Here is a 23652-nt window from a genome sequence, read left to right as displayed (position 1 = left end):
GGTATGACTCACCCACATGGGTTACAAATCAGTTCACGCACATAGGTAACAGTTTTTAACTGGCAGGGTCGATTTCGCGAGGATCTGACCATGCCCTGGAAAGAGCTGAAACCTATGGACCTTAAAGTAATGTTCATTGCCGATTACCTGTCCCAGAAGCACAGCCTTAGCCAGCTGTGCCGGGACTATGAGGTCAGCCGCAAGACTGGGTATAAGTGGATCAGGCGTTACGAGGCAGAGGGCCCGAGTGGGCTTGATGAACGTAGCCGCTGCCGCCACAACCAAACCTACGTGGTGCCCTTGGCTGTGAAACAGGCAATCGTTGAATTTCGCTTAAGTGGCGAGACGATCCCCGGCCCGAAAAAGATTCAGAATAGCCTCATGCAGCGTTTCCCAGATCAGGATCCGCCCTCGAAGACGACCATTTACAACATTCTCAAGGCAGCTGATTTGATTACCCCCAAGCCATTGCGCCGACGGGTGGCTGTGTATCCCAAGCCTTTACGCAAGGCAGAAAATCCCAACCAGTTGTTCAGCGCTGATTACAAGGGCCAATACCTGACCGGAGCAGGGATTTGGTGTTATCCGCTGACGATCATGGATCATGCCAGCCGGTTTTTGCTGGCGTGCCAGAGCATGAGCAGCACCAATCTGAAGGAAACCCAGCAAACCTTCGAAAGGGTTTTTCGCGAATACGGCCTGCCAGAGCGTATTCGTACTGACAATGGGATACCGTTTGCCAGCACCAGTCGTGCAGGGCTGTCACAGCTGTCGATTTGGTGGATGAGACTTGGGATCATTCCTGAGAGGATCGAGCCAGGTCGCCCAGATCAGAATGGGCGGCATGAGCGCATGCACCGGACGCTGAAAAGTACATTACCTCACCCGTCGGCAATTGCGTGGGAAGCCCAGCAGCGACACTTTGATCGCTTCCTGCAGCACTACAATTACGAGCGTGGACATGAGGCGCTTGGCCAGAAAACGCCTGCTGCTTGCTATACGCCTTCAACTCGAATGTACCCAGAGACGCTACCGGAAATGATCTATGCGAGTCATATTGAGAGTTACCTGGCCGACAGTAGCGGAATCATCAATCGAGGAGGCATGCGGGTTTATGTTGGCAATCTACTTTGTCACCAGACCATCGGAATGGAGATGATCGGTGATGGGGTATGGAATGTAATCTTCGGTCCTGTGATCTTGGGCCATGTGAATGCGAGAGATGCAAAGAACGGTTATGTCTCAATCAAAGTGTCACCTATGTGAGTGCACTTTTTTGTAACCCATGTGGTTGACCCGTACATGCCGTACATGCCCCACCACTCGGCACCTCGCTCAGGCTCGGTGTGCCCTCACTCCGGCTTGAATCCGTGGGCCGCCGCAATGGGCCATCCCTGGCCCAGTGCGGCTAACCCGGCGTCCTGCCGGGTTACCCACGGATTCAAGCCTGCGTTCGGCCAGCGTGGTTTAACGGGGCGCCTAGGATCAAAAGCAGATCAAGATCAAGATCAAGAGCGGCTCGCTTCGCATCGTGGTTACGTTTTGGCGTTGCAGCGTTTTATAGATACCTATGCCTCTTGTGGTCGCAGAATCAGCACGCCCAAGGGAGGCAGGTTCAACGACAGCGACGCCGGTTGCCCGTGACGAGGTTCATCCACGGTCTGTACCGCACCGCCATTACCGTAGTTGGACCCGGCATACATGTCGGCATCACTGTTGATCACTTCGCTCCAGCGCCCTGCAAACGGTACGCCGACGGCGTAGGCCTCACGCGGCACCGGGGTGAAGTTGGCGACCACCAGCACCGGCTTGCCGTCCTTGCTCCAGCGCAGCCAGGCGTAGACGCTGTTGATGGCGTCATCGCCAATCAGCCACTGAAAGCCCTGGGGCGCGTCGTCCTGCTCGTGCAGCGCCGGTTCCTCGCGGTACAAGCGGTTCAGGTCGCCCACCAGCTTTTGCACCCCACGGTGTTCCGGGTATTGCAGCAGGTACCAGTCCAGTTGCTGGTCGTGATTCCACTCGCGCCACTGGCCGAACTCGCAGCCCATGAACAGCAGTTTCTTGCCCGGATGCATCCACATGAAACTCAAGTAGGCGCGCAAGTTGGCGAATTTCTGCCAGCGGTCGCCAGGCATCTTGTCGATCAGCGAGTGCTTGCCGTGCACCACCTCATCATGGGAAATCGGCAGGATAAACCGCTCGGACCAGGCATACACCAGGCCAAAACTCAGTTCGTTGTGATGATGGGCACGGTAGACCGGGTCTTGCTGGATGTAATGCAGTGAGTCATGCATCCAGCCCATGTTCCATTTGTAGTTGAAGCCCAGGCCACCTTGCTGGGTGCTTTGACTCACGCCTGGCCACGCAGTGGATTCCTCGGCAATCACCAGCGCGCCCGGCGCTTCCAGCGCGACCACGTCGTTCAGATGGCGCAGGAAATCGATGGCTTCCAGGTTTTCCCGGCCGCCGTGGCGGTTGGGCACCCATTCACCGGCTTTGCGTGAATAGTCGCGATACAGCATCGAGGCCACCGCGTCCACGCGCAGGCCGTCGATATGGAAGTGCTTGAGCCAGTGCAGCGCCGACGCCAGCATGAAACCGTGCACTTCGGTGCGGCCCAGGTTGTAGATCAGCGTGTCCCAGTCCTGGTGAAATCCCTCCAGCGGGTTGGCGTATTCGTACAACGCAGTGCCGTCGAATTGCGCCAGGCCGTGGGTGTCGGTAGGAAAGTGCGCCGGCACCCAGTCGAGGATCACGCCGATATCCGCAAGGTGGCAGGCGTCGACGAAGTAGGCGAAATCTTCCGGCGAGCCAAAGCGTGCGCTCGGCGCGAACTGGGACAAGGCCTGATAGCCCCAGGAACCGCCGAAAGGATGCTCCATGATCGGCATCAGTTCGATGTGCGTGAAGCCCAGTTGCTGCACGTAGGGAATCAGCCGCTCGACCAGTTCGCGCCAGCCGTATTGGCGTGACACTTCGCCGGCCTCGTCCAGCTCGCACTGCCAGGACCCAACGTGCAACTCATAGATCGACAGCGGCGCGGTGGATTTCTGTTTGTCGCCACGCGCCTGCATCCACTCATGGTCCCGCCAGTCCACTTGCAACGGCGCGGCGACTTTCGAGGCAGTATCCGGCGGCAGTTGGGTGGCCAGGGCCATCGGGTCGGCCTTGAGCGGCAGGATGCCGTGAGCGCCAAGAATTTCATATTTGTAGGCCGCGCCCGGTTGCAGGCGCGGGATGAAGATTTCCCATACGCCTGAGGGATGGCGCAGGCGCATCGGGTGACGGCGACCGTCCCAGATGTTGAAGTCGCCGACCACCGAAACGCGTCGGGCGTTCGGCGCCCACACGGCAAACCGTACGCCCTGCACACCGTCCACCGTGGTGACCTGGGCGCCCAGGCAGTTGCCCAGGTCACGGTGGTTGCCTTCGGCAAACAGGTACAGGTCCATTTCACCCAGCAGCAATTGACTGAAGCTATACGGGTCTTCGGTGATTTGCTCGCCGCCGGCCCACTGGATTTTCAGCAGGTAATCCTGGCGCGTGCCGAAGTGCCCGACGAACAGGCCCGGCACCTGGGTCGCGTCAAGGCTGCCGATTGGCTCGCCACTGTCACGCGCCAGGACCTGGACACTCAGGGCTTCAGGCAGGAATGCGCGGATAAATTGCCCGCCCTGTTCATCATCGTGCGGCCCAAGGATCGAGAATGGATCGTGGTGCTCGGCACGCACCAGCGCTTCGACGTCCTTGGACGCCGGCATTGCAGTCAACTTGGGCTGCAGCGGTTCTCTATGCGTAAAACTCATGACGTCTCCCCACCGCGTGCAGTTGTCGATTCAGGTGTAAGCCCGCTGAGCAAACCGTGCAACCCTTGCAAGGGCACCGGCAACCAGCTCGGGCGATTTTCCGCTTCGTAGGCCACTTCATACGCGGCCTTCTCCAGGCTGAACAAGGTCAGCGCGGCGTCCTGGCCGTTGGCATCCTGCCAGTCATGCGCCAGTGTAGCCGTCGCGGCCTGATAAGCCTGGGTAAATGCCTGGCGCGCTTCACTCAGGTAGCGCTCGGTCACGCGTCGCCGCGAGGCCTGCGCTTGCGGCGAATGATCAACCCCCTGCACATTCAGGGCCATGGCCGCCGCGTAATCGAAGGAGCGCAACACCCCGCTGACATCCTTGTACGGGCTGTGCTTGCCACGCCGTTCATGCAGCGGTCGCGCCGGCTCGCCTTCAAAGTCGATCAAATAAGCGTCGCCCTTGACGACCAATACCTGGCCCAGGTGCAAGTCACCGTGGACGCGAATGCGTAATCCGCCCAGCGTGGCTTTCGCCAATGCCTGGACGTGGCTGCCGATGGCTTTTTTCTGCGCCAGTAATTCACTGACCAGTGCCTGATCGGCGGGGTTCAACTGGCTTTGATTTAGTTTGAGCAGGTGCAAGGCACGCTCGATCTGCGCGCCCACGTCCTTGGCCCAGGCCTGGGTGTCCCTGGCCGAGGTGACTTCGGGCTTGAAGTCCTTGTTCTGGGTGGGCGCGCCCAGCACCAGGTGCATCTCACCCAGTCGCTGACCCAACAGGCCGGCGAAATCCGCCAGCTCGCCGAGGGCGTTGTAGTGCTGCTCCTGTTCGGAAATCGCTTCGGCCAACTCGTCGCGAATGGCCCGCTCGAGGTTGTTCTGGGTCCAGCTCCAGGCATCGCCCTGGTTGCTCAGATAGCCCTGGGCAATCATCAGCAGGCTGTCCTGGCCCTGTGCGTCGCGCCGGCTCATCGAGCCCATCAGCGGCGAAATGTTCGGGTAGGCGGCTTCGGTCAGATAGGCGCTCATTTCCAGTTCCGGGTGGACCCCGGCGCTGACTTTGCGGATCAGCTTGAGCACCAGGCTCTCGCCGACCACCACCGAACTGTTGGACTGCTCGGCAGACAGGTAGCGCACCGCTGATTCATCGGTCAGTTGCAAGGCGGCCAGGTGCGGGGTCGCTTCGAAGCGCAGGTCACCCTCGCTGCAATTGAGCACGGTAGCGGCCTGCATGCCTTGAATCACACTGCGGACAAAATGCTCGAGGCTGAACGCGTCGGTAACCAGCCCCACCTGGCGGCTACGCCGTACCCGCGCCAATGCCAGTTGCTGCGGCAAGGCGCTGGTGAGCTGGTCTTCGCCGAGGAAACCGAACGGCAACTGATAGCGGCTGGTCTGCCCCGCGCTGGTGACGTCGATCTCGCTGAGCAGCACCGGGTGCTGCTCATCGCCAAAGCGCACGCCGTAGGCAATGTGCACGCTGTCGATGGTGGCGTCCTTGCCGGCGAACCAGCGGCGCTTGGGCAGCCAGGCCGGCAACGAAGTGTGTTCCAGGGTGGTGCGACAGGGTTCTTCGAGCAACTCTTCCATACGTTTTTTCAACACCAATGTCGTGAAGTCGGGAATGCTCTGGGCCGGTTCCACATGCCAGCTGGGCATCTGGTTTTCCGCCGCCAGCACGAACCAATAAAAGCCATAGGGCGCCAGGGTCAGCAGGAAATTCAATTGGCCGATGGGCGGGAATGCGTTACCGCCCAGCATCTCCACCGGCACCATCCCGGCGAATGCCGACAGGTCCAGTTCCGCCGCCTGGGCGCTGCGCGAGACATTGGCCACGCACAGGATGATTTCGCTGCGACCGCCCTCCCCGGTGTACTCACGGGTATACGCCAGGATGCGGCGATTGCTCGGCGACAGCATTTTCAGGCTGCCGCGACCAAACGCCTTGGACTGCTTGCGCACAGCCAGCATGCGCCGCGTCCAGTTCAGCAATGAATGCGGGTCCTGGGCCTGGGTTTCGACGTTGACCGACTGGTAGCCGTACTGCGCGTCCATGATCGGCGGCAATACCAGGCTGGCCGGGTCGGCGCGGGAGAAGCCGCCATTGCGGTCGATGGACCATTGCATCGGCGTACGCACGCCATCGCGGTCGCCCAGATAAATGTTGTCGCCCATGCCGATTTCGTCGCCGTAATAGAGGGTCGGCGTGCCAGGCATCGACAGCAACAGGCTGTTGAGCAGTTCCACGCGGCGCCGGTCACGCTCCACCAACGGCGCGAGGCGCCGGCGGATGCCGAGGTTGATGCGCGCACGGCGATCTGCGGCGTAGTAGTTCCACAGGTAGTCGCGCTCTTTGTCGGTGACCATTTCCAGGGTCAGTTCATCGTGGTTGCGCAGGAAGATTGCCCACTGGCAATTGGCCGGAATTTCCGGGGTCTGGCGCAGGATGTCGGTGATGGGAAAGCGATCTTCCTGGGCCAGGGCCATGTACATGCGCGGCATCAACGGGAAGTGGAAGGCCATGTGGCATTCATCGCCGTCGTCGCCTTTGCGGTCACCGAAGTAGAGTTGCGTGTCTTCCGGCCACTGGTTGGCTTCGGCCAGCAGCATGCGATCAGGATAATTCGCGTCGATTTCAGCGCGGATCTGCTTGAGCACCCCGTGGGTCTCGGGCAGGTTCTCATTGTTGGTGCCGTCACGCTCGATCAGGTACGGAATCGCGTCGAGGCGCAGGCCGTCGATGCCCAGGTCGAGCCAATAGCGCATCACCGACAGCACGGCCTTCATGACCTGCGGGTTGTCGAAGTTCAGGTCCGGCTGGTGCGAATAGAAACGGTGCCAGAAGTACTGGCCGGCCACCGGGTCCCAGGTCCAGTTGGACTTCTCGGTGTCGAGGAAAATGATCCGCGTACCGTCGTATTTCTGGTCGTCATCGGACCAGACGTAGAAGTCCCGCGCCGCCGAGCCCGGTTTGGCCTTGCGGGCGCGCTGGAACCACGGGTGCTGGTCGGAGGTGTGGTTGATCACCAGTTCGGTAATCACGCGCAGTCCGCGTTTGTGGGCCTCGGCGATGAAGCGCCTGGCATCGGCCATGGTCCCGTAGTCGCTGTGGACGCCACGGTATTCGGCGATGTCGTAGCCGTCATCGCGGCGTGGCGAGGGGTAAAACGGCAACAGCCAGATGGTGTTGACGCCCAGGTCGGCAATGTAGTCGAGCTTGGCGATCAGCCCGGGAAAGTCACCAATGCCATCATTGTTGGAGTCAAAATAGGATTTGACGTGCACCTGATAGATCACCGCGTCCTTGTACCAGAGCGGGTCTTGGATAAAGGTAGCTGCCTTGGGTTTCTTCGCCATTGGAAACTCCTGAAATGCTGCAGGCGCAAATGCGATCAATGCGGGAGGGGGCTTGTCCCCTCCCACACTCTGTTCTCCAGTCGTTTAGGAAGCAGTGATGCGCCAGATCCCGAACGGCATCTGCGGCTCCAGCCGGGTCCACTGGTCCTTGCCGTACCAGGTCCAGCGATGGCCGTTCATCAAGTCTTCACCCTGGGTCTGGGCATCGTCCGGCAAGCCCATCTCCCACAGCGGCAACTCGAAGTGCGCCTCCTGGGCGTTATGCGGGTCGAGGTTGACGGCCACCAGCACGAAATTGCTGCCGTCCTCGCTGCGCTTGCCGAAGTACAGGATGTTGTCGTTCCAGGCGTTGTAGAGCTTGAGCCCCAGGTGAGTCTGCAACGCCGGGTTCTGACGACGGATACGGTTGAGCTGGGCGATCTCGGCAATGATGTTGCCGGGCGCGGTGAAGTCGCGAGGGCGGATCTCGTATTTCTCCGAATCCAGGTACTCCTCCTTGCCCGGCACCGGTGCGGACTCGCACAGTTCGAACCCGGAGTACATGCCCCACAGGCCCGAGCCCATGGTGGCCAGCGCGGCGCGGATCAAGAAGCCCGCCCGGCCGCACTCATGCAGGAAGCCCGGGTTGATGTCCGGCGTATTGACGAAGAAATTGGGGCGGTAGCACTCGCGCCACGGCGACTGGTTCAACTGGGTGAAATACTCACTCAGTTCGGCCTTGGTATTGCGCCAGGTGAAATAGGTGTAGCTCTGGGAATAACCGACCTTGCCCAGGCGCGCCATCATGGCCGGGGTGGTAAAGGCTTCGGCCAGGAAGATAACCTCCGGGTATTGGCGACGCACATCGCTGATCAGCCACTGCCAGAACGGCAGCGGCTTGGTGTGCGGGTTGTCCACGCGAAAGGTCTTCACGCCCTCTTCCACCCAGCCCACCACGATGTCGCGCAGTTCGGTCCACAAGCCGGGAATCGCATCCGCCGCATAGAAGTCGACGTTGACGATGTCCTGGTACTTCTTCGGTGGGTTTTCCGCGTATTTGATCGTGCCGTCCGGGCGCCAGTTGAACCAACCCGGATGCTGTTTGAGCCACGGGTGGTCCTGGGAGCACTGGATGGCGAAATCCAGGGCGATTTCCAGGCCGTGGTCGGCGGCGGCCTTGACCAGGCGGCGGAAATCCTCGCGGCTGCCCAACTGCGGGTGAATCGCCTCGTGCCCGCCCTCCTCGCTGCCGATTGCATAAGGGCTGCCAGGATCATCGGGACCGGCGGTGAGGGAGTTGTTCTTGCCCTTGCGATGGCTGCGGCCGATGGGGTGGATCGGCGGGAAATACAACACGTCAAACCCCATGTCGTGGATCATCGACAGGCGTGAATGCACATCGTTGAACGTGCCATGACGGGCCGGATCATCGGTGATCGAGCGGGGAAACAGCTCGTACCAGCTGGCGAACTGGGCACGCTCGCGCTCCACGTCGATCGGGTAGACCGTGCTGATGCTCAAATAGGCGCGGTGGTCGGCCTGGGTCATCAGGTGTGCACTGTCTTCGTGCAGGAACTGCGCAACCTGCTCGGTTTCCAGCAGGCCGGAGAGTTCGTGGTGCAGCAGCATCAAGCGGTCGCGCAACTCGTTGTCACTGCGCTCGGCGGCCTGCAACACCAGGCTGCGGCCTTCCTGCAGCTCCAGGCTGACCGGCACCCCGGCTTCATGCTTTTTACGCAGCTCATAGCAGAAGCTGGCGAAGGTATCGATCCAGGCCTCAATGCAAAACTCGTGGGGCCCTTGGGTGGTGACGGTAAATGCACCTTCCCAGCCGTTGTTGCCCACATCATTCATGACCACGCTGTGCCAGTTTTCCTGCCCGAGCGGGCGCCAGCGCACCAACACCGCCAGCTTGTCATGACCGTCGGCGAATACTTTACTGGTGACATTGACCTGCTGGCCCACCACCGCCTTGACGGCAAATTCACCACCGTCGATCACCGGCATGGTGCTTTCAATGGCGATTCTGGGTAACAGCAGTGCCTGGGACAACGGCAACAAAGAATGTTCTGGAACCAGTGTTTCAGCAGTCATCGAGCATATTCCCCTTACGCCCAGTGGACGCTCTGTGCTTGATCCGAATTCGTAAGATGGCGGCGCACTCCCTGAGCAGGCCCGTATTAGGTCCGAGCCTGGGCTGCGGGCAAAAGTTCAGGCGGATATGTCGCCACCGGGCGGGGAATCAATTCCCTCCCGGGGCTGTCCACCGATAGAGCAAAGCACAAAGGAGGCCACACCCATGACTATCCCGATCCCGGCAGAGACGCCCGATCCGAATATCGACAACCCGACCCTGCCACCCACCGAGCCTGCGCCGATTCCGGAACAGGAGCCGCCGGAGAACGAGCCGCCACCGGTTCAGGAACCACCCACTACCATGCCGCCTGTCATCGTCAGTCTTTGTCGAAACGCTTGACGATCTTCGGCATCACACTGAACACCACCAAGGCCAGCAACGTACTCAGGACCGCTGTCGATTCCCGACCCAAACCGGCCGAGACCCCAATCGCAGCGGTCATCCACAGTCCGGCGGCAGTGGTCAGGCCTTTGACGTGACCGGCGTCCTCATCCTTGCCCTTGATAATGGTGCCGGCCCCCAGGAAGCCGATCCCGGCAATCACGCCTTGCACCACCCGGCTCATCGCATCAGCCTGATTGCCGGACATCTGCGGCACCATCACGAACAGTGCGGCGCCCAGCGCCACCAGCATATGGGTGCGCACGCCAGCGGCTTTGCCCTTGCTCTCGCGTTCAAACCCCAGGATGCCACCGAGGATCGCGGCCATCAGCAGGCGCACCGTAATCTGAGTGAGCTGCCTGGCGTCGCCGATATCGGCAAACTCAGCCTGCAGGGTTTGCCACGCTTCCTCTAGCCAAGCGTCCATGGATGCTGTCCTTTTGTGATTATTGATAAAGGATGGACAGCGGCGACCGTCAGTCAGTTGCGTGGAACCCTCACGCCTGGTTGGCTCCTAAATGATCAGAGCCCATGAAAAGGAGACCGGTATGCCTATCCGTATCGACAACCAACTGTGCTATTTCACGCTTAATGACAATGGCCAGGAACAGAGTGTGCCCGCGACCCGCGTCACTGTCGTGACCGATACCGAGAAGTCCATGTCGTACGTGGAACTGGCGGCTGAACGGATCTACATCACCGAGGCCGAGGCCGATGCACTGACCGTCGCCGGCGCCCATGACGGGCGTCAGCATGTGAAGGCCGACGAACCGGGTTCGGTCATTTAATTGATCTGTATGCCCTGATGCCTCTGTAGGAGCGAGCTTGCTCGCGAAAAACGTCAACGATAACGCGTGCTTTCTGAATGAAGGCGGTGCCTGTGAGTTTTTCGCGAGCAAGTTCGCGCCTGCAAGGTCTCGCATCAAGGCCCGGATTGCCCATCTGATCCGCTTTTTAACCGCCAACCTGAGTCTGTTACGCAAACAGCACGCCGCGCATAGTTCATCCGCCTGATGGAGGCTGATGAGCGAATGACCATGAGCGAACGAATCCCCACCGTGGAAACTTTTGAGCCCATTCATCCGAAGAAGGTGAAGGCCGCATCCCGCGATAACCTGATCCATACCCGCAGCTTCACCGGCCTTTACCGCACCTTGCGCATGAGCGGTGGCGCTTTGCTGTTCCTCGCTTTTTTCGGCACCGTGTGGCTGAACTGGGGCGGGCGCCAGGCAGTACTGTGGGATCTGGCCGAGAGCAAATTCCATATTTTCGGCGCAACGTTCTGGCCCCAGGACTTCATCCTGTTGTCGGCACTGCTGATCATCTGCGCCTTTGGCCTGTTTGCGGTCACGGTGTTCGCCGGCCGTGTGTGGTGTGGTTACACCTGCCCGCAAAGCGTGTTCACCTGGCTGTTCATGTGGTGCGAAAAAATCAGCGAAGGCGAGCGTAACCAACGCATCAAATTGCACGCCGCGCCGTGGGGCCTGAACAAGCTGGCACGGCGTTCGGCCAAACACACACTGTGGCTGGGCATCAGCGTGCTGACCGGGCTGACCTTTGTCGGCTATTTCACGCCCATCCGCCCGTTGGCCGCGGAACTGCTGACCTGGCAACTGGGCGGCGTCAGTCTGTTCTGGGTGCTGTTCTTTACCGCCGCCACCTACCTCAACGCCGGCTGGCTGCGCGAAGCGGTGTGCATGCACATGTGCCCTTACGCGCGCTTCCAAAGCGTGATGTTCGATAAGGATACCCTGGCCGTTGCCTATGACGGCGCCCGTGGCGAGCGCCGTGGCCCGCGTAGACGCGAGGTCAAATCGGCGGATGTCGGCCTCGGCGATTGCATCGACTGCCAGCTGTGCGTGCAAGTGTGCCCCACCGGCATCGATATCCGCGACGGCCTGCAAATGGCATGCATCGGTTGCGCGGCGTGCATCGACGCGTGCGATTCGATCATGGACAAAATGGGTTATGCCCGTGGCCTGGTGAGCTATACCAGCGAACATCAACTGCAAGGTGGCAAGACCCGGCTGCTACGGCCGCGCCTGATCGGATACAGTGCCGTGCTGCTGGTCATGATAGCCGCGTTGGTGCTGGCCCTGGTCGAACGGCCGATGGTCTCGCTGGACGTGACCAAGGACCGGGGCCTGTTCCGCGAGAACAGCGAGGGCTTGATCGAAAACATCTACAGCCTCAAGGTCATCAACAAGACTCAGCAGCACCAGGATTATCGCCTGGCGCTGGTGGACGCCGAAGGTTTCCGGTTGCAGGGCGAAACCCGAATCAGCCTGGCGCCGGGGGAAATCGTGAATGTGCCTGTCTCGGTAGCGCTGCTGGCGGACACACCGGCAAGCAGCTCGCAGACCTTGCGCTTCAAGGTGATGGATGTGGATGAGCCGTGGATTTACAGCGTTGCCGACAGCCGTTTCGTCGCACCACTGAACCGCTGATAATCCCCTGAATGTATAGAGTGCCAATGTGGGAGGGGGCAAGCCCCCTCCCACATTGGCCCGGCGCATACACTGAAAACTGTTCAAGGCTCCCCATGAAACGCTACGAAAAATTCGCCGATGACATCGCAGAACTGATCCGCTCGGGCGTGCTTGGCCCCGGCCAGCGCGTGCCCTCGGTGCGCTACGCCAGCCAGACTTACGGCGTCAGCCCGTCCACGGTATTCCAGGCCTACTACCTGCTGGAGCGACGCGGCCTGATCCGCGCGCGGCCGCGCTCCGGCTACTTCGTCAATGCCCACGCGCCCAGCCCGTTCTCCGAGCCGGTGGTGAGCGAGCAGGTGCACGAGTCCACCGAAGTCGATGTGAGTGAGCTGGTGTTCTCAGTGCTGGATTCGATCAAGGACCCGAACACCGTGCCCTTCGGTTCGGCCTTCCCCAGCCCGATGCTGTTCCCGCTGCCGCGCCTGGCCCGCTCCCTGGCCAGTGCCAGCCGCGAGATGGACCCGCGCCTGGTGGTCACCGACATGTCTCCCGGCAACCCGCAACTGCGCCGCCAGATTGCGCTGCGCTACATGGTCGGCGGCCTGATGCTGCCCATGGAAGAACTGCTGATCACCAATGGCGCCCTCGAAGCGCTGAACCTGTGCCTGCAAGCCGTGACCGAGCCCGGCGACCTGGTGGCGATCGAGGCCCCGGCGTTTTATGCCTGCCTGCAAGTGCTCGAGCGCTTGAAACTCAAGGCTGTGGAAATCCCCGTGCATCCGCGCGACGGCATCGACCTCAACGCCCTCGCGCAAAGCCTATCGCGTTACCCGATCAAAGCCTGCTGGACCATGACCAGCTTCCAGAACCCGATGGGCGCGACGGTACCGGAAGAAAAAAAACAGGCACTGGTGGAACTGCTGCGCGGCCACCAGGTACCGCTGATCGAAGACGATGTGTATGCCGAGCTGTACTACGGGCAACACGCGCCGAAACCAGCCAAGGCCTTCGACACCGAGGGGCTGGTGATGCACTGCGGCTCCTTTGCCAAGAGCCTGGCGCCAGGTTACCGCGTTGGCTGGGTGGCGGCCGGTCGCTTCGCGCAGAAGGTCGAGCGCCTGAAACTGATGACATCGCTGTGCCCGTCGATGCCGGCCCAGGCCGCGATTGCCGACTACCTGCAACACGGCGGCTACGATCGGCACCTGCGCAAACTGCGCTACGCCCTGGAAGAACAGCAAAGCGCGATGCTCGCCGCCATCGCCCGTTACTTCCCGGCGCAGACCCGCGTCAGCCAGCCGGCCGGCGGGTATTTCCTGTGGCTGGAACTGCCGGAGCAAACCGATTCATTGAAGCTGTTCCAGATGGCCCTGGCGCAAGGCATCAGCATCGCACCGGGGCCGATCTTTTCGGCGACCCGACGCTTTCGCAACTGCATCCGCTTGAACTACGGTAGCCCGTGGACCGAAGCATCGGAGAAGGCGATGGAGACGCTGGGGCGGATTGTGCGCTCGTTTTGATAACGAATAGTGGCTTTTCGCCCTTACCCCTAATAAAGTCGAAACCCTGGCTTCTTCTACTGCCCGCGTGCCCGCGCGGCATGCCAGCTATCGTCGCTAACATGGAGGTAAGGATGAACGACCCGATTATTCTAAAAGGATTGGCACTGTCTAACTACAGAGGCGTGGGCAACACCCTGCAAAAGATGGCACCCTTTGGCAGATTCAATTTCTTTGTGGGTGAGAACAACTCAGGCAAATCTATAATTCTCAACTTCATATCGGAACATGGCAGGCACCTTGACCCGCCCTCGAGACGTAGCGACAAAGATCCCTTCCTGAAGTTGTCGGGTCTGGACATTAATATCAACACCAACAACGCGCACCCTTCACTGGGTGTCGGCTGTTCCGTGCGTGAACTCCTGGAGTTTACATCAACCTCCAGTTCCAGCCTTTCAGAACATTCCAGCCACCCAGACTTTATCGCCACCTGCAAGCAACTCCTCGCGCCCTTGAGTGACAACGGATGGGTGTGGGTCAGCCCCTATAAAACTGACAACAACACACGACGGCCCTTACAAACCAATATCAATACCGCGGCCGCCAGCATTCCAGAAACTGTCGCGCAGCGCATCCATGACATCGTGAAGGCATCCTACGGGAAAGACCACACGCCCGGCCAGCACAATACGGTTGAGCGTTGGATGGAACGTCTGCTTGAAGGCGTCAATGTAAAAATAAAAAAACAACCCATACTTATTCCCGCGCTGCGAAAGATAACCAAAGACGAAAGCGTCACCGACCAACACTCCGGCGCAGGCCTTATAAATAAAATCTTTGAGCTTCAGCTCCCCGACACGCATGGACTGGAAACCCACGCCGACTTCAACAAACTAAACAAGCTTTTAAAATCTGTGCTTCGCAACGACTCGGCGCAGATCCATATCTCACACAAGCTGAATATATCGGTGAAAATCGATGGCAAAATGCTTCCCTTGCATCTGCTAGGGACGGGCTTGCACGAGATTATCATCATCGCCGCCTCCTGCACTTTAATGGAGCATCAAATCATCTGTATTGAAGAGCCCGAGCTTCATTTGCACCCCACATTGCAGCGCAGGCTAATGCAATACCTCCTCGACGAAACGACAAATCAATATTTTATCGCGACTCACTCCGCCTCGATTATGGACATGAGTAACGCCTCGGTCTTTCATGTCAGGACCCAGAAGACACTGCATCAAGACGGCTCGTACTCCGCGACTGACGAGACCTCTATTTCCCATGCGTTCTGCGCCTCATCAAAATTCAGCGCCATTCAGAACCTCGGCTATAAAGCATCTGACATACTTCAGTCAAATTTTGTGATATGGGTAGAAGGCCCATCGGACCGAATCTACTTGAAACACTGGATAAAGCACTACACCGCCGAACACAACATCGAGATCAAGGAAGGCATTGACTACTCCATCATGTTTTATGGCGGAAGACTTTTAAGCCACCTCAGCGCAGATGAAGCGGAGGACGCAAGCGAAGATATCAAAGCCCTGATCGATGTTAAAAAACTCAATCGCCACTTGGCCTTTGTTATCGACAGCGACAAAAAAACGGCAGACGACCCCATCAACCTCACCAAAACCAGGATTCAACAGACGCTCGAGAATAATCAGTACGAAACCCATAGCGACTTATGCTGGATCACCGCCGGTAGAGAAATTGAAAACTACTTGGACCCGGAGAGCGTACTGGATGCCTTGAAGAGCACCTACGCCTCAACATTCAAAGACCGGCCAGCATCCAACGCTTTTGTCCATCCGCTGTATTTCACGCGAACAGATGACGTCTTATTCAAAAAAGCCGACAAAGTTAAAATTGCCAACTATATATGCGCCAAGAATGCCAACCTCGACATCCTTGATTTGCGAGAAAGAATAACTGAGCTGGTGGAGAGAATCACGCTAACCAAGCATCACTAGGTGCGCGCTTTTGCCCTATGACTCGTTACGCACGGCCCTTGTCAGGCGCCTGCGCGCCCTGGGCGCGCTGGATGTCGGCCATGAACCCGTCGGCCGGCAGCGGATGGCCCAGCAGATAGCCTTGCAGCGAGTTACAGCCCAGGCGGGTCAGGAAGCGCTGCTGCGCATCGGTTTCCACGCCTTCGGCGACGATCCGCAAACCCAGGGCCTGGCCCAGCGCAACGATGGCCGACACGATGGCGGCGTCGTCGCTGTCGTGCTCCAGGTCGCGCACGAAACCACGGTCGATCTTCAGCTCATTGGCCGGCAGGCGCTTGAGGTACATCAGGCTGGAATAGCCGGTGCCGAAGTCATCGATGGACAGGTCGACGCCCATGTCCGAGAGCCGTTGCAACACCGTCATGCTCGCGTCTGCATCGCTCATGGCGGTGGTTTCGGTGATCTCCAGGGTCAGGCTGTTGGCCGGCAATTGGTGCCGCTCAAGGGCGGCGGCCACGCTGGCGACCAGCCCGGCGTGGCAGAACTGCAACGCCGACAGGTTCACCGCAATGCGCCAGTCTTCGTAGCCCTGGGCGTACCACAGGCGCATCTGGCGACAGGCTTCATCGAGTACCCACTCGCCGATGGGAATGATCAGCCCGGTTTTTTCCGCCAGTTCAATGAACGTGGCCGGCAGCAACAGGCCTTGCTGTGGATGCTCCCAGCGCAACAGCGCCTCTGCCCCTACCGCAACCCCGCTGATCGCGTCGAACTTGGGCTGGTAGTACAAACGAAATTGCGCGTTGTCCAGAGCGTTGCGCAGGTCCTGCAATAACTGCAGCTGTTTGCGCGCGTTGGTGTTCATCGACACATCGAAGAACCGGTAGCCGTTCTTGCCCATGCCCTTGGCGTGGTACATCGCCGCATCGGCATTCATCAACAGCTCGTGGGGGTTGCTACCGTTGCCCGGGAAGATGGCAATGCCGATGCTGGCGGAGATTTTCAGCTCGTGCTCGGCGACCGTGAATGCACGGTTGATCAGGCCGACCTGGCGTTCGGCCAGGCCCATGGCGTCGTCCGGCTGGGTCAGTTGCACCATCAATACAAACTCGTCACCGCCGATGCGCGCCAAGGTGTCCTGGCTGCGCAGGTCCTCGCGCAAGCGCAGGCCGACCTCGCGCAGCAACTGGTCACCCATGTGGTGACCAAAGGCATCGTTGACCGGCTTGAAGCCATCCAGGTCGATAAACATCAGCGCAAAGCAACCGCCCTGCTCCTTCACCGCCTGGATACCTTGTTGAATTCGGTCTGCCAGCAGCGTGCGATTGGGCAGGCCGGTGAGCATGTCGTGCAGGGCCAGGTGGGTCAGTTCCTGGTTGGCCAGGGTCAGGGAGTCAGCCAGCACGGCGGTACGCGCTTCCAGCCGGGCGTCGAGCAGCGAGGTCAACAGGGCGATGACCAGCACCGCCAACGAAGTCACCAGCACCAGGTTATCCAGGCCCTTGCCGCTCAAGCCGGTCTGTGCGGCGGTGCAGAAGCTGTCGTCGGCAAAACGCGCGGCGGCCATGCCGGTGTAATGCATGCCGACGATAGCCACGCCCATCACCACCGCCGCGCCACTGCGCGCCAGGCGCACATAAGGCGTATTGCGGCGCAGGTTGAAGGCGATCCACAGCGCCGCGCCGCAAGCCAGCACCGCGATCAATAACGATGCGCCGAACAATGCGGGATCGTAATCAATGCCCGGCGTCATGCGCATCGCGGCCATACCGGTGTAGTGCATGCTGGCGATGCCCGCGCCCATGACCAACGCGCCGAATGCCAGTTGCCAGGCCGTCAGGCGCGGCTGGCTGACCAGCCATAACGCAAACCCGCTGGATAACACGGCAATCAGCAATGACAGCGCGGTAAGGTCCAAGTCGAAACCGAGGGCGAACGGCAGGCGCAGGGCCAGCATGCCGATAAAGTGCATCGACCACACCCCTACGCCCATCGCCACGGCACCCCCGGTGATCCATAGATAAACCGTACGTCCCTGGGCGGTGGCGATCCGGCCCGCCAGGTCCAGCGCGGTGTAGGACGCCAGGATGGCGACACACAGGGACATCACGACAAGGGAGGTGGTGTAGCTACCAGTGAGCATGGGGTTTCTCGCGGTTTGACAGCCCGGGCCGGGTGGCAAAGCGGCGGATTGTAGCGAGAATATTTCTGGACAGGTGATTAATTGCTTGGTGGATACGGGCGGGTTTGCAGGGTCAAAATGGGTGGCTTTGCCAGGCGCTGTGCAACGCTGGATTGCCCAGCACAGCGCGCACATTTTCGCGGCGCTGCTGACGCATGCGGTGCCCGCCGTGAGAAAAAATCTGCCGAAGGGTGAATTATTTCGTGTCCGCTTGTATCTGAAGTGACAGAGCGGTGCCATCGCCACGATGGCACCTCCCCGTTCAGCTTCTAGAGTGGCCCGCATGAAATTACGTAAGAAACGCGTCAGTCCGATCGGATTGAACGACATCACCATTGTCGACGATAACAAGATGCGCAAGGCGATCACCGCCGCCGCATTGGGCAACGCCATGGAATGGTTCGACTTTGGCGTCTATGGGTTTGTCGCCTATGTGCTGGGCAAGGTGTTCTTCCCGGACGCGTCCCCCAGCGTACAAATGATCGCTGCACTGGCCACGTTCTCCGTCCCCTTCCTGATCCGCCCACTGGGTGGCTTGTTCTTCGGCGCCCTGGGTGACAAATACGGGCGGCAGAAAGTCCTCGCCGCCACTATCGTGATCATGTCCCTGAGCACCTTCGCCATCGGCCTGATTCCCGGCTACGCGTCCATTGGTATCTGGGCGCCGATCCTGTTGCTGCTGTGCAAAATGGCCCAGGGCTTCTCGGTGGGCGGCGAATACACCGGCGCGTCGATTTTCGTCGCCGAATATGCCCCGGACCGCAAGCGCGGCTTTTTGGGCAGTTGGTTGGATTTCGGCTCGATTGCCGGCTTCGTACTGGGTGCGGGCGTGGTGGTTCTGATTTCCACGGTGCTCGGCGAGGCGGAATTCGAGGCCTGGGGCTGGCGCCTGCCGTTCTTCCTGGCGCTGCCGCTGGGCATCATCGGCCTGTACCTGCGCCACGCCCTGGAAGAAACCCCGGCGTTCCAGCAGCATGTCGACAAGCTCGAACAGGGTGACCGCGAAGGTCTCAGCCATGGCCCCAAGGTGTCGTTCAAAGAGATCGCCACCAAGCACTGGCGCAGCCTGCTGACCTGCATCGGTATCGTCGCGGCCACCAACGTGACCTACTACATGCTGCTCACGTACATGCCCAGCTACCTGTCGCACAACCTGCATTACGCCGAAAACAGCGGCGTGCTGATCATCATCGCGATCATGGTCGGCATGCTGTTCGTGCAACCGTTCATCGGTTTTGTCAGCGACAAGATCGGGCGCAAGCCGTTCATCATCGCCGGCAGCATCGGCCTGCTGTGCCTGTCCATCCCGGCGTTCATGCTGATTACCAGCGGCAAGACCGGGCTGATCTTCAGCGGCCTGCTGATCCTGGCGATCGTGCTGAACTTCTTTATCGGCGTGATGGCCTCCACGCTGCCCGCTATGTTTCCGACACATCTGCGCTACAGTGCATTGGCCAGCGCGTTCAACGTCTCGGTGCTGATTGCCGGCGTCACGCCCACCGCAGTGGCGTGGCTGGTGGAAAGCACCAACGACCTGTACATGCCGGCTTATTACTTGATGGTATTCGCCGTGGTGGGCCTGGTTACCGGCCTGACCATGAAGGAAACCGCCAATAAGCCACTGCGCGGCGCGGCCCCGGCAGCTTCCGATATGGAAGAAGCCAAGGAATTGCTGCAGGAGCATCATGACAATATCGAGCAGAAGATCGAGGACATCGATGCCGAAATTGCAGCCCTCCAGGCCAAGCGCGAAAACCTGGTGCAGCAGCACCCGCGGATTAATTAAGACCTGACTGTGCGTGGTCGCGGCCCGCGGCCACGCACATTGGAGTGATCACATGGTTCCAAGCGTCAACTACGCACAATCGCTGCTGAGCGCCGATGAACGCGCGGCCATCGCCGAAATCGAAGCGAGCACCAATATTCTCAAGCTGGTCACCCGCCTGACCGGCATGCGCTTTGCCGGCATCGCCAAATTCACCGACCTGGAGTGGGTGGTCTGCTCGGCCTACGACCCTATGCAAATGGGCATCCACGTCGACGACGTACTCGACCTGGAAACCACCCTGTGCAGTGAATTCTGCGTCAATCCCCAAACTCTGTTCGTGCCGCAAATCAGCGTCGACGGCCGCTTTGCCTCGCGCCCGGTGGTCAAGCAATACGCGATCGAAAGCTATGCCGGTGCGCCGATTTTCCTGCCCGACGGGCGCCTGTTCGGTGCGCTGTGTGCGCTCGATTCACGCGCCACGCTGTTCGACGATCCCAACCTGCCGGAAACCCTGAGCCTGTTTGCCCGACTGATCGGGTGCATCTTCTACGCTAACCTGGCCCCGGCAGATCAGTGACAGCTGCCCCGCCCCGCAGCGCAGCGATGTCGCGCCTGGGTGGCACGCCAAACAGCCGACTGTACTCACGGCTGAACTGCGACGGGCTTTCATAGCCAACCTTGAACGCGGCACTGGACACGTCCTGGTGCTCGTTCAACATCAATCGTCGAGCCTCGTTCAAGCGCAGCCATTTCTGATACTGCAACGGGCTCATCGAGGTCAGTTGCCGAAAGTGATGATGAAAGGTTGCCGCGCTCATTTGCACGCGCGCCGCCAGTTCTTCCACACGCAATGCGCTATCGAAATTCAGTTTCAGCCAATCGATGGCCTTGGCGATCCGATAGCCCTGCCCGTCCACCGAGCAGATCTGGCGCAGCCGGCCGGCCTGGTCGCTCTGCAATAAGCGGTAGTGAATCTCGCGCTGGATCAACGGCGCCAATACCGCTATCGCTTCGGGCTCATCGAGCAGCGCTACCAGGCGCGCGAAGGCCGCCAGCATGCCACCCGTCACCGAGCCGATGCCAACGCCCTTCATCATCGCGCGCTCACGCGTGGGCGGCAGGTCGCCCTGGGCGATCAGCTCGGCCAGCATGCGCAGGTCGAGTTTGAACGTCAGCCCCAGGCACGGCTGCTCGGCGCTGGCGGCCAGCACTTCGGAGTTGGCCGGGATATCCAGCGAAGTCACCAGAAATCGTGACGTGTCGTAGGGATAGCCCTCACCGCCGACCCACAACTGTTTCTTGCCCTGCACCACCAGCACGATGCTCGGTTCGACCATGCACACCACCGGTGCGGCCGGCCGTTCACGCCGATAGAAGCCCAGGCCGGGTATCGGCATTGGGCAATCCCCTGGCGCCTGGATGCGCGAGTCAATGGACTGGATCAGCGTGTCCAGCGCCGGTGGATTGATCGTCATGGCGGGCCCTTCCAATGCATCAATGAATGTCTTGACAGGACTGTACCCGCACCGGCTACCGACGTCTGCGCCACAGCATGAAACTCAGAGGATCAGGCAAGTAATCCGTTCAAATGCACTACAGAAGCTCTGCTGGCACCGGGAAAATGCTCGGACACTTCGCAAGGAACTTCCCGATGAAACGCCTTCTGCTTGCTCTGGGTTTGCTGGTGACCTCCCTGTCCTCATCAGGAGCCGATATGTCCAACGGTGCTGATAACTTCTACACAAGCGATAAGGTGACCGCCGAGAACGTCACCTTCAATAACCAATATGGGATGCAGGTCGCGGGCACGTTGTTTGCGCCAAAAAATCGGGTTGCTGGTTCAAAGAACCCGGCCATTGTCGTCGGTCATCCAATGGGCGCCGTCAGGCAACAAAGCGCTAACCTCTACGCCACCAAAATGGCCGAACACCACGTCCACTGTTGTTGATTGCCGGGGCCGACGCGCATTCCCGTGAATGCAGCGAAGACGCCTTTGAGCGCGCTGCCGAGCCCAAGCAATTGCTGATCATCCCGAATGCGGGGCACGTCGATCTCTATGACCGGGTCGACCTGATCCCATTCGCCACACTCACCACTTTCTTCCAGAGCCATTTGAAATGATCCCGGCCTCCCCTCACCCCCAACGCTGGGGCGCCGTACTGGCCATGTCGCTGGCGGCATTCGCCCTGGTCGCGTCCGAGTTCATGCCGGTCAGCCTGCTGACCCCACTGGCCGCTGACCTGCATATCACCCAAGGCCAGGCCGGCCAGGGCATTTCGGTGTCCGGGTTGTTTGCCCTGCTCACCAGCCTGGTGATCGCCTCGATTGCCGCGCGTGTGGATCGCAAACGCCTGCTGATGGCACTGACGCTGCTGATGATCGTCTCAGGCAGCGTGGTGGCATTCGCCCCCAATTACCTGGTGTTCATGCTTGGGCGCGCGTTGATTGGCGTGGCGATTGGCGGCTTCTGGTCACTCTCGGCGGCCACGGCGATGCGCCTGGTACCAGAGCCTCAGGTGCCACGTGCCTTGGCCATCGTCAACGGCGGCAATGCGCTGGCAACGGTGATTGCGGCGCCGCTGGGCAGCTTTCTCGGCGGGATCATCGGCTGGCGCGGCGCGTTTTTCTGTGTAGTGCCAGTGGCCGTGATCGCATGGCTATGGCTGCTGATGAGCCTGCCCACCCTGAAAAACCGGGCCGAGGCAAAAACCGGCAATGCACTGCGCTTGATGAAAAACCCAACGCTGGCATTGGGCATGGCGGCCATCAGCCTGTTCTTCATGGGCCAGTTCATGCTGTTCACCTATCTGCGCCCGTTCCTGGAAAGTGTCACCAGGGTCGAGGTGTCCACACTCTCGTTGATGCTGCTGGTGCTCGGCCTGGCAGGTCTGGCGGGGACGTTCCTGATTGAACGCTTGCTCAAGCACAACCTGTACCCGACGCTGATTGCCATCCCGCTGATCATGGCAGGCATCGCGCTCGGATTGCTGGAGTTCGGCGAATCAACCCACATGACCGCTGTATTGCTGGGCAGCTGGGGCCTGGTGGCGACCGCCGCACCGGTGGGCTGGTGGACATGGTTGTCGAGAACCTTGCCGGATGACGCCGAGGCCGGCGGCGGGTTGATGGTTGCCATTATCCAATCGGCGATTGCCGCGGGCGCCACGGTCGGCGGCGCGGCCTTCGACCTGAGCGGCTACCGGGCAACCTTTGAGCTCAGCGCAGGATTGCTGGTGGCCGCCACGTTGCTGGCCTACCTGGCATCACGTCGCCCACTGCATGCTCGTGTTGTCAACAGTGCTACTTGAAGAAATGACTCGGCGTCTTGCCAAACTGTTTCTTGAACATGCTGGTAAAGGCGCTCGGGCTGTCATAGCCCAACTCGAGGGCCACATCGATAATCTTCTCGCCCACTGCGATGCGCTCCAGCGCCAACAGCAAGCGTGCCTGTTGGCGCCACTGGCCGAAGGTCATGCCGGTTTCGCGACGAAACAGGCGCTGGATGGTCGTTTGATCCAGGTCCAGGCGCGCGCTCCAATCGGCGACCGTGGACGCATCACCCGGGTCTTGCTGCAAGGTCAGGCAGATGCGGTTGATACGCGGGTCGGCGGGCTGCGGCAGGGATAGTGGCAGCGCAGGCAGGATCGCCAGCTCATCCAGCATCAGGCGCATGATCCTGGCGTCGCGCGAGTTCTCGGCATACGGCGGTTTCAAGCTGACCGAGGCTTTGATCAATTCCCCGAGCAACGGCGAAACCGTCACCGTCTTCGGCTCGGTCGGCAGGTTCGCAAAGCTGTCCGGGCGCACGAAGACGCTGCGCATTTTCAACGTGCCCACACAGCGCAGCGCATGCACATGCCCACAGGGCATCCAGAAGCCCCGATTGGGCGGCACCGTCCATTGGTTCAGCGCCGAATGCACCACCATCACGCCCTCGATAGCGTAGAGCAGCTGATGTTTGTTGTGACTGTGTTCGGGAATCACCCAGTTTTGCGGATAATCAGTGGCCGAGCTGATGACGGCCCAATCGCCTTCATCGATCTCGTTTAGGAATTCGTCGAGGGATTTGATGGTTTCGCCCTTTTTGCGATGTTTTCTGCCCGAATTTCGCGAGACAGGCATTTTTGTCGACTCTAGCATAGTGCCCGAAACAATTAGAAATGGGCCGT

Annotated in this window: 16 protein-coding genes and 1 pseudogene; 10 read left to right on the top strand and 7 right to left on the bottom strand. The window is 60.0% G+C overall.

Annotation, left to right across the window (positions count from 1 at the left end; all coding sequences use genetic code 11):
* Positions 1 to 90 precede the first annotated feature (90 nt).
* Positions 91 to 1266 carry an integrase core domain-containing protein gene (locus tag BFQ04_RS08225; RefSeq protein ID WP_065949219.1) on the top strand — a complete coding sequence of 392 codons (1176 nt, stop codon included), beginning with the start codon at positions 91 to 93 and terminating at the stop codon, positions 1264 to 1266.
* A gap of 302 nt (positions 1267 to 1568) precedes the next feature.
* Here BFQ04_RS08225 and glgB read toward each other — a convergent pair whose 3' ends face one another.
* The 3 genes from glgB to BFQ04_RS08210 all read right to left on the bottom strand — a co-directional run bounded on the left by glgB (position 1569) and on the right by BFQ04_RS08210 (position 9223).
* Positions 1569 to 3806, bottom strand: a complete 2238-nt coding sequence (gene glgB / locus BFQ04_RS08220) for a 1,4-alpha-glucan branching protein GlgB (RefSeq protein ID WP_065950387.1) — start codon at positions 3804 to 3806, stop codon at positions 1569 to 1571.
* Positions 3803 to 7150, bottom strand: a complete 3348-nt coding sequence (treS, locus tag BFQ04_RS08215; RefSeq protein ID WP_065950386.1) for a maltose alpha-D-glucosyltransferase — start codon at positions 7148 to 7150, stop codon at positions 3803 to 3805. The genes glgB and treS overlap by 4 nt, the downstream gene beginning before the upstream one ends.
* A gap of 84 nt (positions 7151 to 7234) precedes the next feature.
* On the bottom strand, positions 7235 to 9223 hold the full coding sequence (locus tag BFQ04_RS08210) for an alpha-1,4-glucan--maltose-1-phosphate maltosyltransferase (protein WP_065950385.1): 1989 nt from the start codon (positions 9221 to 9223) through the stop codon (positions 7235 to 7237).
* 205 nt (positions 9224 to 9428) lie between these two features.
* On the opposite strand from BFQ04_RS08210, the gene BFQ04_RS29625 reads away from it, so the two are divergent.
* Positions 9429 to 9605, top strand: a complete 177-nt coding sequence (locus BFQ04_RS29625) for a hypothetical protein (protein WP_175413263.1) — start codon at positions 9429 to 9431, stop codon at positions 9603 to 9605.
* Here BFQ04_RS29625 and BFQ04_RS08205 read toward each other — a convergent pair.
* Positions 9583 to 10074, bottom strand: coding sequence for an MgtC/SapB family protein (locus BFQ04_RS08205; RefSeq protein ID WP_065950384.1), 492 nt, complete (start codon positions 10072 to 10074; stop codon positions 9583 to 9585). The two genes, BFQ04_RS29625 and BFQ04_RS08205, sit on opposite strands and share 23 nt — an antisense overlap.
* Before the next feature lie 121 nt (positions 10075 to 10195).
* Here BFQ04_RS08205 and BFQ04_RS08200 point away from each other — a divergent pair, with 121 nt between their 5' ends.
* The 4 genes from BFQ04_RS08200 (at position 10196) to BFQ04_RS08180 (ending at position 15554) form a co-directional block, all read left to right on the top strand.
* The gene (locus tag BFQ04_RS08200) at positions 10196 to 10435 is read left to right on the top strand and encodes a DUF3203 family protein (RefSeq protein ID WP_065950383.1); all 240 of its coding nucleotides are present in this window, start codon (positions 10196 to 10198) and stop codon (positions 10433 to 10435) included.
* 249 nt (positions 10436 to 10684) lie between these two features.
* On the top strand, positions 10685 to 12094 hold the full coding sequence (ccoG, locus tag BFQ04_RS08190; RefSeq protein WP_065950388.1) for a cytochrome c oxidase accessory protein CcoG: 1410 nt from the start codon (positions 10685 to 10687) through the stop codon (positions 12092 to 12094).
* Between the two features lie 95 nt (positions 12095 to 12189).
* Positions 12190 to 13599, top strand: coding sequence for a GntR family transcriptional regulator MpaR (mapR, locus tag BFQ04_RS08185; protein WP_065950381.1), 1410 nt, complete (start codon positions 12190 to 12192; stop codon positions 13597 to 13599).
* 113 nt (positions 13600 to 13712) lie between these two features.
* Positions 13713 to 15554 carry an AAA family ATPase gene (locus tag BFQ04_RS08180; RefSeq protein WP_065950380.1) on the top strand — a complete coding sequence of 614 codons (1842 nt, stop codon included), beginning with the start codon at positions 13713 to 13715 and terminating at the stop codon, positions 15552 to 15554.
* A gap of 25 nt (positions 15555 to 15579) precedes the next feature.
* On the opposite strand, the gene BFQ04_RS08175 is transcribed toward BFQ04_RS08180, so the two are convergent.
* The gene (locus BFQ04_RS08175; protein WP_065950379.1) at positions 15580 to 17676 is read right to left on the bottom strand and encodes a putative bifunctional diguanylate cyclase/phosphodiesterase; all 2097 of its coding nucleotides are present in this window, start codon (positions 17674 to 17676) and stop codon (positions 15580 to 15582) included.
* A 322-nt stretch (positions 17677 to 17998) separates the two neighbouring features.
* Between BFQ04_RS08175 and proP the strand changes: the two genes are divergently transcribed.
* Both proP and BFQ04_RS08165 read left to right on the top strand, forming a co-directional pair.
* Positions 17999 to 19501, top strand: coding sequence for a glycine betaine/L-proline transporter ProP (proP, locus tag BFQ04_RS08170; protein WP_065885310.1), 1503 nt, complete (start codon positions 17999 to 18001; stop codon positions 19499 to 19501).
* Positions 19502 to 19553: 52 nt separating this feature from the next.
* On the top strand, positions 19554 to 20060 hold the full coding sequence (locus BFQ04_RS08165; RefSeq protein WP_065950378.1) for a GAF domain-containing protein: 507 nt from the start codon (positions 19554 to 19556) through the stop codon (positions 20058 to 20060).
* Here the strand turns inward: BFQ04_RS08165 and BFQ04_RS08160 are convergent.
* On the bottom strand, positions 20035 to 20958 hold the full coding sequence (locus BFQ04_RS08160; protein ID WP_065950377.1) for an AraC family transcriptional regulator: 924 nt from the start codon (positions 20956 to 20958) through the stop codon (positions 20035 to 20037). The genes BFQ04_RS08165 and BFQ04_RS08160 overlap by 26 nt on opposite strands.
* 176 nt (positions 20959 to 21134) lie before the next feature.
* Between BFQ04_RS08160 and BFQ04_RS28385 the strand changes: the two are divergent.
* Both BFQ04_RS28385 and BFQ04_RS08145 read left to right on the top strand, forming a co-directional pair.
* Positions 21135 to 21604, top strand: a pseudogene (locus BFQ04_RS28385) (alpha/beta hydrolase).
* On the top strand, positions 21601 to 22791 hold the full coding sequence (locus tag BFQ04_RS08145) for an MFS transporter (protein WP_065950374.1): 1191 nt from the start codon (positions 21601 to 21603) through the stop codon (positions 22789 to 22791). The pseudogene BFQ04_RS28385 and the gene BFQ04_RS08145 overlap by 4 nt, the downstream one beginning before the upstream one ends.
* On the opposite strand, the gene BFQ04_RS08140 is transcribed toward BFQ04_RS08145, so the two are convergent.
* On the bottom strand, positions 22784 to 23605 hold the full coding sequence (locus BFQ04_RS08140; protein WP_065950373.1) for an AraC family transcriptional regulator: 822 nt from the start codon (positions 23603 to 23605) through the stop codon (positions 22784 to 22786). The genes BFQ04_RS08145 and BFQ04_RS08140 overlap by 8 nt on opposite strands.
* Positions 23606 to 23652 lie beyond the last annotated feature (47 nt).

This window comes from Pseudomonas sp. 37 R 15, assembly GCF_900004865.1.
In the GTDB taxonomy this organism is placed as follows: domain Bacteria; phylum Pseudomonadota; class Gammaproteobacteria; order Pseudomonadales; family Pseudomonadaceae; genus Aquipseudomonas; species Aquipseudomonas fluorescens_AM.
This window is presented reverse-complemented; position numbering and strand designations above follow the sequence as displayed.

Bases quoted from the DNA above. Each gene is read 5' to 3' on its own strand.
- BFQ04_RS08225 (WP_065949219.1), top strand. From the start codon at position 91: ATGCCCTGGAAAGAGCTGAAACCTATGGACCTTAAAGTAATGTTCATT.
- glgB (WP_065950387.1), bottom strand. From the start codon at position 3,806: ATGAGTTTTACGCATAGAGAACCGCTGCAGCCCAAGTTGACTGCAATG.
- treS (WP_065950386.1), bottom strand. From the start codon at position 7,150: ATGGCGAAGAAACCCAAGGCAGCTACCTTTATCCAAGACCCGCTCTGG.
- BFQ04_RS08210 (WP_065950385.1), bottom strand. From the start codon at position 9,223: ATGACTGCTGAAACACTGGTTCCAGAACATTCTTTGTTGCCGTTGTCC.
- BFQ04_RS29625 (WP_175413263.1), top strand. From the start codon at position 9,429: ATGACTATCCCGATCCCGGCAGAGACGCCCGATCCGAATATCGACAAC.
- BFQ04_RS08205 (WP_065950384.1), bottom strand. From the start codon at position 10,074: ATGGACGCTTGGCTAGAGGAAGCGTGGCAAACCCTGCAGGCTGAGTTT.
- BFQ04_RS08200 (WP_065950383.1), top strand. From the start codon at position 10,196: ATGCCTATCCGTATCGACAACCAACTGTGCTATTTCACGCTTAATGAC.
- ccoG (WP_065950388.1), top strand. From the start codon at position 10,685: ATGAGCGAACGAATCCCCACCGTGGAAACTTTTGAGCCCATTCATCCG.
- mapR (WP_065950381.1), top strand. From the start codon at position 12,190: ATGAAACGCTACGAAAAATTCGCCGATGACATCGCAGAACTGATCCGC.
- BFQ04_RS08180 (WP_065950380.1), top strand. From the start codon at position 13,713: ATGAACGACCCGATTATTCTAAAAGGATTGGCACTGTCTAACTACAGA.
- BFQ04_RS08175 (WP_065950379.1), bottom strand. From the start codon at position 17,676: ATGCTCACTGGTAGCTACACCACCTCCCTTGTCGTGATGTCCCTGTGT.
- proP (WP_065885310.1), top strand. From the start codon at position 17,999: ATGAAATTACGTAAGAAACGCGTCAGTCCGATCGGATTGAACGACATC.
- BFQ04_RS08165 (WP_065950378.1), top strand. From the start codon at position 19,554: ATGGTTCCAAGCGTCAACTACGCACAATCGCTGCTGAGCGCCGATGAA.
- BFQ04_RS08160 (WP_065950377.1), bottom strand. From the start codon at position 20,958: ATGACGATCAATCCACCGGCGCTGGACACGCTGATCCAGTCCATTGAC.
- BFQ04_RS08145 (WP_065950374.1), top strand. From the start codon at position 21,601: ATGATCCCGGCCTCCCCTCACCCCCAACGCTGGGGCGCCGTACTGGCC.
- BFQ04_RS08140 (WP_065950373.1), bottom strand. From the start codon at position 23,605: ATGCCTGTCTCGCGAAATTCGGGCAGAAAACATCGCAAAAAGGGCGAA.